The organism is Aggregatibacter segnis, assembly GCF_003130075.1.
Lineage (GTDB): Bacteria > Pseudomonadota > Gammaproteobacteria > Enterobacterales > Pasteurellaceae > Aggregatibacter > Aggregatibacter segnis_A.
Map to the genome: position 1 here is coordinate 26,708 of NZ_NRCW01000001.1, position 13,354 is coordinate 40,061.

Below are 13,354 nucleotides of genomic sequence, written 5' to 3' on the forward strand. Positions count from 1 at the left end.
GGTTAAGCGAGATCCAAGCCCATTTGCCAAAAGGCAATTTCCATGCGGGTGGCCGTCGTAAAGATGTGTTGAATATGATTTTGTTGAGTCGGGGTAAAGTCGGCACAAAGTGCGGTCAAAAAGGCGGATGTTTCTTCCGCTTCTTGCTGAAAAGCCTCCGAAGCATAGGTATCGATCCAGGTTTGATACGGATTATTGGCTAAGCGTGGGTAGTTTTCTGTGATATAGCGTGCGATTTGTGCGTAGCCTACGGCACAAGGCGTAATGGCCGCATAAATTTCCGCTAAACCGCCGGTAGCACCGCAATCCAATAAATAGCGGGTATAGGCAACACAAGCAGCGCTTTCTTGGGTCGCAAATATTTCCGCTTCACTGATGCCCCATTTTCGGCAATAGGCCAAATGCAATTGAATTTCCTGACAAATACTGTCCAGGCTTTTTCGAGGTATTTCCATTTGGCTAAAGTTTTTGGCTTTAAAGATAGCCAAGGCAAACGCACGGCTGTAATGAAACAGGTAAAGGTAATCCTGTTTTAAATAATGGCGAAAGCATTCGGGCGGCAACGAGCCATTTGCCAATTGTTTGACAAAGTCATGTTCTATATATTGTTGCCAATAAGGCTGGGCGTTTTTAATCAGTTGGTTGAGCATTTTTCCTCCTAATGCACATAACTTACCCACGGCAGGGCTTTGCGCAGTAATTTATCCACGACGAAATACAGGCAAAGCGCCATGAGTAAAAGTAAAAATAGCGCCGCAAACATCAAGTCGATTTGCATGCGGGCATTGGCTTGTAGCATTAAATAGCCCAAGCCTTCCGAAGAACCGACCCATTCCCCCACAATGGCGCCAATGGGCGCAATGGAGACGGCAATGCGTAATCCCGACGCCAATGCGGGCAATGCCGCCGGTAAACGCACTTTAAATAGCATTGCCGCAGGTGAAATACGCAAGGTTTGGGCAAGTTGAAGCCAGGGTTTCGGTGTGTTGCGTAGGCCGTCATAGCAGGCTGCCGTGACGGGAAAATAGATAATCAAAATCGCCATAGTGATTTTAGAGGTCATGCCATAACCGAGCCATAATACGAGCAATGGTGCGATGGCAAACACTGGAATGGCTTGTGAAATCACTAATAATGGCATTAAGAAAGCCGAGATTTTACGGGAAAGAGTAAGCAGTAGCGCAGAAGATAGCCCGAATAGAAAACCGAAAACTAAGCCTAACAAAATTTCCAGCAAGGTAATTTGGGCATGCATGAAGAGCAAGTCCGCTTGCGTCATTAATCGTTGCCATACAGCAAGTGGGGTTGGCAATAAATAGGGCGGCACATCAAACAGACTGATAATGCCTTGCCAGAACGCAATGAACAGGGCGCTTAATAAGATAAGACGGGCGATTTTCTTCATGTTGGCTCCGCCATTAATTCTTCGATAAGTCTATTTTGCAGCGCCCACAGCGCCTCTTGGTTTAGCTGATGGGGTTTTATGGCATCCAATTGGGCAACCTGTTTTATTTGTACCGGTTGACCTTGCAACACATAAATTTTTTCCCCTAAACGAATGGCTTCTTGCGGATCATGGGTCACCAAAATCACAGTTTTCTCTTTCAGTAGTTCACAGGCAAGATTTTGTAACTGTAAACGGGTGACCGCATCCAAGGCGGAAAAGGGTTCATCCATTAAAATTAAATCGGCATCTTGCATTAAAGTGCGCGCCAATGCCACCCGTTGGCGTTGTCCACCGGAAAGTTGATAACAAGGTTTATGCCAATGATCCGCCATGCCGACGGCATGTAATAGTTCTTTGGCTTTCTCTTGGGTTTTGGCATTTTTCTGACTGCTAAGGTGCTGCGCCAACTGCACGTTATCCAACACAGAAAGCCATGGGAATAAACTGTCTTGCTGTGCCAACCAAGCCGCTTTGGTGTGAGGGGAAAATTGGATATGCCCTTGGGTAATTGCGGTTTTTTCCAAGCCTGCAATGGCGCGAAGTAAGGTGGATTTCCCTACACCGGAGCGCCCAAGTAGCACAACCCATTCCCCTTGTTCTACACGAAAATGAAGATCGACAAACAATGGCTTGTGATCGAATTGCAAGCATAGATGTTGGATATCAAGGCAATACATCGCAGGCTAACTTAGCGCGAGAGGCCGAAAAGTGCGGTGGATTTTAAGAATGTTTTTAAAAAGAATGGCAATATAGACATGATTTAGTTTCCTACGTCAGTGTTAACTGTTTCAGGTTCACGGGTATTATCTCAGCCAATGGCACCCCGACTAATAATGGCGCAAAGTCTATCGAAAAAGAGCAGGAAAAACAAATTGCGCTGTTCAATTTTGTGATCCCCGTCATAGAGAAATTCTGTTCTTTCATGATGTTTCAAATCAGTTTTTCTGTATAAAACCTTGCCTTGTGCTAGAATGGCGACCTAATTTTGATAATGATTTTATTTAGGAAAAACTATGTCCCAACAAAAATCCGGACTCTCTTTTCTCTGGCTAAGTGCGGTCGCTTTTTTGCTTGATTTGCTGACGAAATATATCGTGGTACAAAAATTTGATTTGTATGAAAGCGTGAATGTTTTGCCGGTGTTTAATCTCACTTATGTGCGCAATTATGGCGCGGCATTCAGCTTTTTGGCAGATCATGATGGTTGGCAAAAATATTTCTTTATTCTGTTGGCGATTGGTATTTCTCTGATGCTGGCGTATTTCATGAAGAAAAATCGTGCTGATCAAACATTACAAAATGCCGCCTACGCGCTCATTATTGGTGGTGCACTTGCTAATATGGTGGATCGTGCCTACAACGGTTTTGTGGTGGATTTCTTTGATTTTTATTGGGATATTTATCATTATCCGGTGTTTAATGTGGCGGACATTGCCATTTGTATCGGCGCCGGTTTACTCGCATTAGATGCCTTTAAAGGCGATAAAAACAAACAAAAGAGCGGTCAAAAATGAAGATAATTTTAGCCAATCCACGCGGTTTTTGTGCTGGTGTCGATCGTGCCATCAGTATTGTTGAATTGGCGTTGGAAATTCATGGTGCGCCGATTTATGTCCGTCATGAAGTGGTGCATAATCGTTTTGTGGTGAATGGGTTACGCGAACGCGGTGCCATTTTTGTCGAAGAACTGAGTGAAGTGCCGGACGGCGCGATAGTCATTTTCTCCGCCCATGGCGTATCTCAAGCAGTACGCCAAGAAGCCAAAGATCGTCGCTTGAAAGTCTTTGATGCAACTTGTCCGTTGGTGACCAAAGTACATATGCAAGTGGCGCGTGCCAGTAAAAAAGGGACGAAAGCGATTTTAATCGGCCACAAAGGCCATCCGGAAGTGGAAGGCACCATGGGGCAATACGGCAACCAAGAGGGCGGCATTTATCTCATTGAAAGCATCGAAGATATTGCTAATTTGCCGGTGGCTCAAAACGATGATTTAACCTTTATGACGCAAACCACGCTGTCTTTAGATGACACGGCAGAAACCATCAGCGCGTTAAAAGAAAAATATCCTGCGATTCAAGGCCCGCATAAAAACGACATTTGTTATGCCACAACCAACCGTCAACAGGCAGTGCGTGAACTAGCAAAACAATCGGATCTGGTGGTCGTGGTAGGCTCCAAAAACTCCTCGAACTCTAACCGTTTGGCTGAGTTGGCTTCTCGAATGGGGGTGGCGTCTAAGTTAATTGATGATCCGAATGATATTCAGCCGGATTGGTTTAACGGCGTGCAAACCATTGGTGTCACCGCAGGTGCTTCCGCGCCGGAAGAATTAGTGCAATCAGTGATTGTTCGTATGAAAGAATTTGGCGTCACGGATGTAGAAGAATTACAGGGGCTCGAAGAAAATATGTTCTTTGAAGTGCCAAAAGAATTGCGGGTAAAAGAGGTGAGTTAGTTTTTAATTGCACCTTGTCGATATGCAAACTGAACATCATTTTCGCATTGTAAAAATGCAAATTCTCCGCCGTATTCAATATGGTTTACAGGTGGCGGAAGAATATTTCAAACAAGTTTTTATACCTCCTCAAATTCATTATGAATTAAAAGGTGTCAAGGCTGGTGTTGCCTATTTGCAACGAAATACCATCAATTTTAACCGCACTTTATTGTTGGAAAATTCGGAAGAATTTATTCAGCAAGTGGTATTGCATGAGTTGGCCCATATTGTGGTTTATCAGCATTACGGCCATGTGCAACCTCACGGCAAAGAATGGCAATTTGTGATGCAAGAGATATTCCATTTGCCTGCGGAAACTTACCACCAATTTGATTTATCCTCCGTGCAGGGAAAAACCTTTACATACCGTTGTGCTTGTCAAACACATAAGCTCAGTATCCGTCGTCATAATAAAATTCAGCGTGAAAGTGCGGTGTATTTCTGTCGAAAATGTAAAACCCAATTAAATTGGATTGGGCTGGAAAATGAAGAAAATTGACAGTTCCGTTTATTACGTCGTTGTGACTCATTCCCTTTAAAAAACACCTTCTTTTTTCTCGTTTCTCGATCGACTTCACAAAAAAGTGCGGTCATTTTTCTGAACGTTTGTATGGCGCATACAAAATCGCTAGATTAATGAAACCGAAATCAGTACAATCGCACCCTTATTTTTTCTATTGTTTAAAATATAACCAAGAAATTTCGGTATCCGCCGTAATGTGTAATAACGAGGCTCCATGTCAGAACAAACAGTATCAGCACAAGCTGTTGCCGAACCGGCAAAAAAAGTCAATTTAATGAATTTAACCCGTGCGCAGATGCGTGAATTTTTTGCCGAATTAGGTGAAAAACCGTTCCGCGCCGATCAGTTGGTGAAATGGATTTACCATTTTGGTGAAGATAATTTCGACAATATGACCAATTTAAATAAAAAGTTACGGGAAAAATTAAAGTCCGTGGCAGAAATTAAAGCGCCGGAAGTGGCGGTGGAACAGCGTTCTGCCGATGGCACGATTAAATGGGCGATGCAGGTCGGCGATCAGCAAGTGGAAACCGTGTACATTCCGGAAGCGGATCGCGCAACGTTATGCGTTTCTTCACAGGTTGGTTGCGCATTGGCTTGTACTTTTTGTTCTACCGCACAACAAGGCTTCAACCGTAATTTAACGGTGTCGGAAATTATTGGGCAAGTATGGCGCGCATCGAAAATTATCGGTAATTTCGGTGTGACCGGCGTGCGCCCGATTACCAATGTGGTGATGATGGGCATGGGCGAACCGCTATTGAATGTGGCGAATGTGGTGCCGGCGATGGAAATTATGTTGGATGATTTCGCTTACGGTTTATCTAAACGTCGCGTGACATTATCCACTTCAGGTGTGGTGCCGGCGCTTGATAATTTAAGCAAAATGATTGATGTGGCATTAGCGATTTCCTTGCACGCACCAAACGATGAATTGCGTGATGAAATCGTGCCACTAAACAAAAAATACAATATTAAAACCTTGATTGATTCGGTGAATCGCTATTTAAGTGTTTCCAACGCCAACCACGGCAAAGTGACGATCGAATATGTCATGTTGGATCATGTGAATGACCATGTGGAACATGCGCATCAATTAGCGGAAGTGTTAAAAAATACGCCATGTAAAATCAATTTGATTCCATGGAACCCGTTCCCGGAAGCGCCTTATGCGAAAAGTTCTAATACGCGTATTGACCGATTCCAAAAAACCTTGATGGAATACGGTTTAACGGTGATTGTACGCAAAACCCGTGGCGATGACATTGATGCTGCCTGCGGGCAATTAGCCGGTGATGTGATTGACCGAACCAAACGTACTGCGCAGAAAAAACGTTTTGGTGAGGCGATTGCCGTTCAAGTTCAGTAACCATTCAAACTCGGAGGAAAATAAATGGTTCATTTCTCGTTCTTTACTCGAATCATACCGTTTATTTTCCCCTTTCTTTTTTCTGCCTGTGTTTCCCAACAAGTTTCATCTGATTTTGATAAACAACAAGCAGCAAAAGCCCGTGTTGAATTGGCATTAGGCTATTTGCAGCAAGGGGATCACAACCAAGCAAAGGCAAATTTAGACAGGGCGATTTCTTATGCGCCAGGTTATTATTTAGTACATGCGGCGCGCGCTTATTTTTATCAGCAGCTGGGCGATGTGATTCAGGCAGAACAAGCCTATTTGACTGCCATTAAGTTAGATAAAAAACAAGGTGATGTTTTCAACAATTTCGGTACCTTTCTTTGTTTGCAAGGTAAATATTCTGCCGCCTATGAGCAATTCCATAAAGCATTAAAGGCGCCTAATTATTATCGGCAGACTGATACTTACGAAAATCTTGCACTCTGTGCTTTATCAGCAAAGGATTTAACGGCTTATCAGGAAAATCTGTTAATACTTGAAAAAATGGAACCGGAACGGGCAAAGAAATTAGCGTTACGCGCTAAATAGCCGATCAAAGTGCGGTCATTTTTGTCGGTGTTTTTAGCCCATTATTTTGAGATTGCTTTTGTTCTCCTAAAATAGGTGAAAATGCCATTTAAAATTGATTTTGTACAGTGTGACAATTTCCATGTCAGATAACAATAACGCCATATAACTGTTGCAAAACCAGCCTTACCACCTTAAACTTTAGCACTTAATTTTTAGCTAAAAATACCATTCCTATGAATACACCTAAAACAATTCAAGAAGCGCAAAATAATGCACAAGAAATCACTGTCGGTGATAAGTTTCGTTTGGCAAGAGAAGCTCTAAATCTTTCATTGGAATCTGTCGCTCAAGCTATTGCATTACGTCCTTCAATTCTTCAAGATATTGAAAATAACAGATTTATTCATCGCTCAACGCCCGCGACCTTTGTTCGTGGTTATGTGCGTAGCTATGCAAAATTTCTTAAAATTGCAGACCATGAATGGCTGAATGTGATTGATTTTGGTGATGAACAGAAGAATGACTTGGGTAAAAATGCACGAGCAACGAACTCCGTTAATCGATATTCTTCTCATAATCGTTGGGTTGGTTATTTTAGTGCTTTAGTTGTATTGGTTGTTCTTGGTATGACGGTCATGTGGTGGTGGGAAAACTATAAGCAATCTAATGCAGAGCGCGATAACTTAGTGAATTCTTACACCCAATTGTCAGCAGAAGCGCCAGCTGCAGTAACCAATGTTGAGAATGTGTCTGTGGTCACGCAGCCAATCAGTCAGGCAGAAAATCATCTTGTTGAACCAGTATCGACTGAGGCTACTGTTGAAGTTAAACCGCAAGAGAATTTGGTTGTGGCACCAGTAGTTGTTGAAACAGAAGTCGCACCGGCAAATGTGTTGCAATCGGAAATGACCAAAATCAACGGTGCAGAGCAAACGGCAGCCATGCCTGAAAGTTCACCAATGGAAATTGCAGCTGCAACTACACCTACAACATCTTCCGCAACTGAAAGTGCGGTGGAAAATCCAAATGTTTCTGCGGTCGCGACAAATGATAATTTATACATTGAAGTGATCGGTAATTGCTGGATCAGTGTGAAAGACAAAAATCGTAAGGTGTTAGCACAAAAAGAATATAAGCAAGGCGATGTGTTAAGTTTCAACGAAGAAGAGCCTTATTCTTTAATTATCGGTGCTCCGGGGAATGTCAAAATTATTTATAGAGGCGAAGCTTTCCCATTAACACTTGACGGGCGTGTCGCAAAATTTAAATTACCTCAATAATGGGCGAATAATGTTAGAAAAGCCAAAAATTCATCGTAGAGAATCCACGAAAATTTATGTAGGGAATGTACCCATCGGTGGTGATGCACCGATTGCAGTACAGTCTATGACCAACACACGAACTACCGATGTTGAAGCCACTGTCGCGCAAATCAAATCGTTAGAGCGCGTGGGTGCCGATATTGTGCGTGTGTCCGTGCCGACGATGGAAGCCGCGGAAGCCTTCAAATTAATCAAGCAGCAAGTAAGCGTGCCATTAGTCGCTGATATTCATTTTGATTATCGCATTGCGTTGAAAGTCGCTGAATATGGTGTGGACTGCTTGCGTATCAATCCGGGCAATATCGGACGTGAAGATCGTATTCGCGCCGTAGTAGATTGCGCGAAAGATAAAAATATCCCAATTCGTATTGGGGTGAATGCCGGTTCACTGGAAAAAGACATTCAGGAAAAATACGGTGAACCGACGCCACAAGCGTTGTTGGAATCGGCATTGCGTCACGTAGAGATTTTAGATCGTTTGAACTTCGATCAATTTAAAGTGAGCGTTAAAGCCTCCGATGTGTATTTGGCGGTGGAATCCTATCGTTTACTTGCGAAAGCCATTAAACAGCCCTTGCATTTAGGTATTACCGAGGCCGGCGGTGCGCGTGCCGGTGCAGTGAAATCTGCCATCGGGTTAGGTATGTTATTGGCTGAAGGTATTGGTGATACGTTACGGGTGTCTTTAGCTGCGGATCCTGTAGAAGAAATCAAAGTCGGTTTTGACATTTTAAAATCACTCCGTATCCGTTCTCGTGGCATTAACTTTATTGCTTGCCCAACTTGTTCCCGTCAGGAATTTGATGTGATTGGCACAGTCAATGCGCTGGAACAACGTTTGGAAGATATTATTACGCCGATGGATGTGTCAATTATCGGCTGTGTCGTCAATGGCCCTGGAGAAGCGTTGGTGTCTGATTTAGGTGTCACCGGTGGTAATAAGAAAAGCGGCTATTATCTTGACGGTGAGCGCCAGAAAGAGCGTTTTGATAACGATGATTTGATTAATCAATTAGAAGCAAAAATCCGCGCTCGTGTTGCGCAGCAAGATCCTAAAAATCGTATTCTTTAATTTTTAATAAACACAGGAAGTTATTGTGGCAAAAACTATTCAGGCAATTCGTGGAATGAACGATTGCTTACCAACAGAAACCCCACTATGGCAATGGGTTGAGAATAAAGTGCGGTCGGTTTTAAGTGCGTATGGTTACGCGGAAATCCGTATGCCAATTGTGGAAAGCACACCGTTATTCGCCCGCGCTATCGGTGAAGTCACCGATGTGGTGGAAAAAGAAATGTTTACGTTCGATGACCGTGATGAAGAAAGTTTGACTTTGCGTCCGGAAGGCACGGCAGGTTGTGTTCGCGCCGGTATTGAGCACGGTTTGTTGTACAACCAAGAACAACGCTTATGGTATATGGGGCCGATGTTCCGTTATGAACGTCCGCAAAAAGGCCGTTATCGTCAGTTCCATCAAGTGGGTGTAGAGATTTTTGGAATTCCTAACCCGGAAATTGATGCGGAGCTTATCGCCTTAACCGCCCGTTTATGGAAGGATTTAGGCATTTTTGATCATGTGACGCTTCAACTAAACTCCATTGGTTCATTAGAGGCGCGCAAAAATTATCGTCAAGCCTTAGTCGATTTTTTACAAAATCACATTGATATTTTAGATGAGGACAGCAAGCGTCGTTTAACCACCAATCCGTTACGGATTTTGGACAGTAAAGATCAACGTGTTCAAGAGGTGTTAAATGATGCACCGAAATTACATGATTATCTTGACGATGATTCCCGTGAGCATTTTGCGCAATTATGCGCCTTGCTTGATAGTTTAGGGATTCAATATGAAATCAATCAAAAATTGGTGCGTGGCTTAGATTATTACAATAAAACGGTGTTTGAGTGGGTGACATCTGCTTTAGGCGCACAAGGTACCGTCTGTGGCGGTGGTCGTTACGATGGGTTGGTTGAACAGCTAGGCGGTCATGCCACAAGTGGTGTTGGCTTTGCTATGGGCTTGGAGCGTTTGGTCCTGTTAGTACAGGAAGTGAATACACAGATTACCTTGCCAAGTGCGGTGGATATTTACATCGTTTATCAAGGCGAAGGCACTACCGTAGCAGCCTTTAATTTGGCGGAAAAACTTCGTTCAGAATTACCGCACTTACGTACGCTTTTACACTGCAGTGGTGGGAATTTCAAAAAACAATTTAAACGAGCCGATAAAAGTGGTGCGAAGTTAGCCTTAGTCATCGGCGAGGATGAAGTTAAAAACCAACAAGTGGTGGTCAAAAACTTGTTGCAACATAGTGAACAAGCGGTTGTGGCATTAAGCGATATCATCAATCATATTCAAAACACATTCAAATAAGGAAAAAACATGGCGTATACCATTGAAGAAGAACAAGAACTCAGTGCGATTAAAGCGTGGTGGCAAGAAAACTATAAGTTTATTATTGTCTGTTTTGTGATTGCTTTCGGCGGTGTGTTCGGCTGGAACTATTGGCAATCTTATCAGTTACAGAAAATCCACAATGCCTCTGCCGAGTATGAGCAAGTGTTGTTTAACTATGCAAAAGATCCGAAAGCACAAGAAGAGCAGTTCTCTCAATTTATTAAAAATAATGAGAAAACCGGCTATGCGGTGTTAGCGTTGTTAGATAAAGCAAAGATTGCGGTAGAGAATCAAGATTTTGTACAGGCTGAAGACGCGTTAAAACAGGCAGTAGCACAATCAACGGATGATGTTTTATCTTCTGTCAGTGCATTACGTTTGGCTGCGGTGCAATTCCAACTTGAGCAATTTGATCCTGCGTTGGAAAGTTTGAAGTTAGTGAAAGATCAGGCTTGGAATGGCGCTAAGAATATGTTGGTCGGCGATATTCAGTTGGCGAAAGGCGATAAGGATGCCGCGAAAAGCGCTTATCAACAAGCCCAACAGAATGCTACGCCGTTAGAGCAACAACTCATTCAAGTGCGGTTAAATAATTTATAGTTTTTTTGAGGCTTGGTTTTCCCAAGCCTTTCTTTTGCCCTGAATAAGGAATTCCCATGACATCGAATAAACGCCACATCCCTGTTCCACCGCCATTAATTTTTGTTTTTTGTGCATTGTTGATGAAATTCCTTCCGCCTGTTTTGCAATTTCCCTCTTCTTTGTGGTTGGTGATTGTATTCGGCGGAATGGGTTGCCTCATTGGGGCAGCCAGTGTTTTGCAGTTTTTATTGGCGAAAACAACCTTGAATCCCTTTCAACTTGAAACGGCTTCTCAATTAGTCACCGGTGGCATTTATCGCTTGAGTAGAAATCCGATGTATCTCAGCCTTGTTTTTATTTTATTGGCTTGGATGGTTTATCTCGGCTCACTGTCGGCGTTGTTTGGCGTGGGGTTATTTATTTGGTATGTCACCAAGTTTCAAATTAAACCGGAGGAAGAGGGACTCAAGCGTTTATTTGGGGCTACGTTTACAGACTATTGCCAGCGTACGCGTAGATGGTTGTGACAGCAATTATAAAGATAAAATTTCTTTAACGAAGGGAATCGTTAGTTTACGTTGCGCCTGTAATGAGGCCTGATCGAGTTTTTCTAACGCATTAAATAAGGTTTTCATATCCCGTTCTAAACGTTTGAAGAGAAAATTGGCGGTTTCGTCAGGTAATTCAATACCGCGCTGATGTGCGGCCAGTTGTAAGACAGCTATTTTTTGTTGATCATTTAACGGCATTAATTGATACACTTCGCCCCATGTAAGGCGGGAAGCTAAATCCGGTAAATGTACTGATAAATTGGTCGGCGATTGATCCGCGCTGATCACTAAAAGCGTTTTTCCAGTTTCTCGGATTCGATTAATTAAATCGAAAATAGCCACTTCCCAATCCGGATTGCCAATCACTTCTTGTAAATCATCCAAACACACTAATTCTTGTTGCTCTAGATTTTCCAGTACTGCCGGAGAGAAATATTGTGCTTTATTCAAAGGCACGTATAGCGCAGGTCGTTGATGCGTTAAGTAATGATGGCAAATGGCTTTTAACAGATGGCTTTTTCCACAGCCGCGCTGACCCCAAAGATAGAAAAAAGGTTGGCTGAGCTGGGAAAAGTTTTTTTGTAGCGAGCTGAGCAGAAGCTGATTGTTTTCCGCGTAGAAATTTTCCAGGGTGTCATTATCAAATTGATGAATGGGGAGAGGAAGTTGGAAATATGGCTCGCTCAAATCAAATACCGAAAATGCTGAAATAAAGTGCGGTAAGAATAAACGAAATTTTTAAAATTAGAAAGTCATTAGCGGATATTTTTCCTTTCCGCTAATGACTGTTACATATGCGTTTTATGCGGCTTCGTTTTTCGCTTTAGGTAATACCAAGTTCAAAATGATGGCAACCACGGCACAAAGGCTGATCCCTTTTAAGGACACGCCGCCGACATCAACGAACATGTTACCGATACCAAATGTCATGACCACCGCAATGATGCAAAGGTTACGTGCCTCGGTGACATCGACTTTGGCGCGGATTAAGGTGCTCATACCCACAACAGCAATGGAGCCAAATACCAACATCATGATACCGCCCATCACGATGGTTGGGATGGTAGATAAAAAGGCACCGACTTTTCCACAGAAAGAAATAGCAATTGCCCAGACTGCCGCCCAAGTCATGATATTTGGATTGAAATTACGGGTTAGCATGACCGCACCGGTGACTTCTGCATAAGTGGTATTTGGTGGACCACCTAATAATGATGCTGCGCTCGTTGCGATACCATCACCCAACAAAGTGCGATGTAAGCCCGGTTTTTTGATGAAGTCTTTGCCGGTGACGGAACTAATCGCCATAATGCCGCCTACGTGTTCCACGGCGGGCGCAATGGCAATTGGCAGTAAATATAAAATGGCTTCCAATTTAAATTCAGGTGTGGTGATGTTTGGCAAACTAAACCAAGGTGCATCTAAAACCGGTTGGAAATTAATGAGCCCCATGAAAAGGCATAGAACATAACCGACGGTGATACCGAACATAATTGGGATAAGTTTCATTAAACCTTTGGAGAAGACGGCCACGCATAAGGTTGTGATGAGGGTTACCATAGACACTAAAACAGCATCATTGTATTGGTAAGCGCTATTTTTACCGAGTGCCATATCGACGGCGACCGGCGCTAAGCCCATACCGATGATAATAATAACAGGGCCTACGACCACAGGAGGAAAAATGCGTTCTAATGCCGCAGCACCACGTAATTTGACTAATGTACTCAGCGCTAAATAAACCAAGCCTGCACAGGCTAAACCGCCCATTGTGGCAGGAATACCCCAAGTGGCGACACCATATTGAATCGGGGCAATAAAGGCAAAAGAAGATGCCAAGAAAATCGGCACTTGTTTGCCGGTGCAAAGTTGGAATAATAAAGTACCGATACCGGCGGTGAGCAAGGCGGTATTGGTATCTAATCCGGTAATTAACGGTACTAAAACCAATGCACCAAAGGCAACGAATAGCATTTGTAAACCCACAAATGCTTGTTTAACGGAACTCTGTTGCTCCGTAATTGGAGCTTGTGTTGTATGTGTCATGTAAGTTTCAACTCTCTGTCTGAATTAACTTAAAAAGTGCGGTCATTTTTCGAAACATTT

Annotated in this window: 15 protein-coding genes and 1 riboswitch; of the genes, 10 read left to right on the top strand and 5 right to left on the bottom strand. The window is 43.1% G+C overall.

The annotated features are described in order from the left end of the window. Nucleotides 1-2: 2 nt before the first annotated feature. The 3 genes from tenA to DK415_RS00140 are packed head-to-tail and all read right to left on the bottom strand — an operon-like array spanning nt 3 to nt 2,124. A complete protein-coding gene (gene tenA / locus DK415_RS00130) occupies nt 3-650 on the bottom strand; it encodes a thiaminase II (protein WP_109431914.1) in 648 nt (215 codons plus the stop codon). 8 nt (nt 651-658) lie between these two features. Further along, nucleotides 659-1,405 carry an ABC transporter permease gene (locus DK415_RS00135; RefSeq protein ID WP_109431915.1) on the bottom strand — a complete coding sequence of 249 codons (747 nt, stop codon included), beginning with the start codon at nt 1,403-1,405 and terminating at the stop codon, nt 659-661. Further along, nucleotides 1,402-2,124, bottom strand: coding sequence for an ABC transporter ATP-binding protein (locus DK415_RS00140; protein ID WP_109431916.1), 723 nt, complete (start codon nt 2,122-2,124; stop codon nt 1,402-1,404). The genes DK415_RS00135 and DK415_RS00140 overlap by 4 nt, the downstream gene beginning before the upstream one ends. Nucleotides 2,125-2,195: 71 nt before the next feature. Then, nucleotides 2,196-2,283, bottom strand: a riboswitch (TPP riboswitch). Nucleotides 2,284-2,460: 177 nt separating this feature from the next. On the opposite strand from DK415_RS00140, the gene lspA reads away from it, so the two are divergent. From lspA to DK415_RS00190, 10 genes are all read left to right on the top strand, one after another. Then, the gene (gene lspA, locus DK415_RS00145) at nt 2,461-2,961 is read left to right on the top strand and encodes a signal peptidase II (protein ID WP_109431917.1); all 501 of its coding nucleotides are present in this window, start codon (nt 2,461-2,463) and stop codon (nt 2,959-2,961) included. Then, nucleotides 2,958-3,902 carry a 4-hydroxy-3-methylbut-2-enyl diphosphate reductase gene (gene ispH / locus DK415_RS00150; RefSeq protein WP_109431918.1) on the top strand — a complete coding sequence of 315 codons (945 nt, stop codon included), beginning with the start codon at nt 2,958-2,960 and terminating at the stop codon, nt 3,900-3,902. The genes lspA and ispH overlap by 4 nt, the downstream gene beginning before the upstream one ends. A gap of 22 nt (nt 3,903-3,924) precedes the next feature. Continuing rightward, entirely contained in the window at nt 3,925-4,443 is a 519-nt protein-coding gene (locus DK415_RS00155) for a SprT family zinc-dependent metalloprotease (RefSeq protein ID WP_109431919.1), read from the top strand. Nucleotides 4,444-4,681: 238 nt separating this feature from the next. Then, the gene (gene rlmN / locus DK415_RS00160) at nt 4,682-5,836 is read left to right on the top strand and encodes a dual-specificity RNA methyltransferase RlmN (protein WP_006719285.1); all 1,155 of its coding nucleotides are present in this window, start codon (nt 4,682-4,684) and stop codon (nt 5,834-5,836) included. 24 nt (nt 5,837-5,860) lie between these two features. Next, entirely contained in the window at nt 5,861-6,412 is a 552-nt protein-coding gene (gene pilW / locus DK415_RS00165) for a type IV pilus biogenesis/stability protein PilW (RefSeq protein WP_109431920.1), read from the top strand. 215 nt (nt 6,413-6,627) lie between these two features. Then, a complete protein-coding gene (locus DK415_RS00170) occupies nt 6,628-7,674 on the top strand; it encodes a RodZ domain-containing protein (RefSeq protein ID WP_109431921.1) in 1,047 nt (348 codons plus the stop codon). Nucleotides 7,675-7,684: 10 nt separating this feature from the next. Beyond that, the gene (ispG, locus tag DK415_RS00175; RefSeq protein ID WP_109431922.1) at nt 7,685-8,788 is read left to right on the top strand and encodes a flavodoxin-dependent (E)-4-hydroxy-3-methylbut-2-enyl-diphosphate synthase; all 1,104 of its coding nucleotides are present in this window, start codon (nt 7,685-7,687) and stop codon (nt 8,786-8,788) included. A gap of 25 nt (nt 8,789-8,813) precedes the next feature. Next, nucleotides 8,814-10,091: a histidine--tRNA ligase gene (gene hisS / locus DK415_RS00180; RefSeq protein ID WP_109431923.1), complete on the top strand. Its 1,278-nt coding sequence runs from the start codon at nt 8,814-8,816 to the stop codon at nt 10,089-10,091. A 9-nt stretch (nt 10,092-10,100) separates the two neighbouring features. After that, nucleotides 10,101-10,715 (top strand): YfgM family protein, encoded by a 615-nt coding sequence (locus DK415_RS00185; protein ID WP_109431924.1) that lies wholly within the window; start codon nt 10,101-10,103, stop codon nt 10,713-10,715. Between the two features lie 56 nt (nt 10,716-10,771). Further along, on the top strand, nt 10,772-11,224 hold the full coding sequence (locus tag DK415_RS00190; protein ID WP_109431925.1) for a methyltransferase family protein: 453 nt from the start codon (nt 10,772-10,774) through the stop codon (nt 11,222-11,224). Nucleotides 11,225-11,230: 6 nt separating this feature from the next. Here DK415_RS00190 and hda read toward each other — a convergent pair whose 3' ends face one another. Then, nucleotides 11,231-11,935 (bottom strand): DnaA inactivator Hda, encoded by a 705-nt coding sequence (gene hda, locus DK415_RS00195; RefSeq protein ID WP_109431926.1) that lies wholly within the window; start codon nt 11,933-11,935, stop codon nt 11,231-11,233. Between the two features lie 114 nt (nt 11,936-12,049). Next, nucleotides 12,050-13,294, bottom strand: a complete 1,245-nt coding sequence (locus DK415_RS00205; protein WP_109431927.1) for a nucleobase:cation symporter-2 family protein — start codon at nt 13,292-13,294, stop codon at nt 12,050-12,052. Between the last annotated feature and the right edge of the window lie 60 nt (nt 13,295-13,354).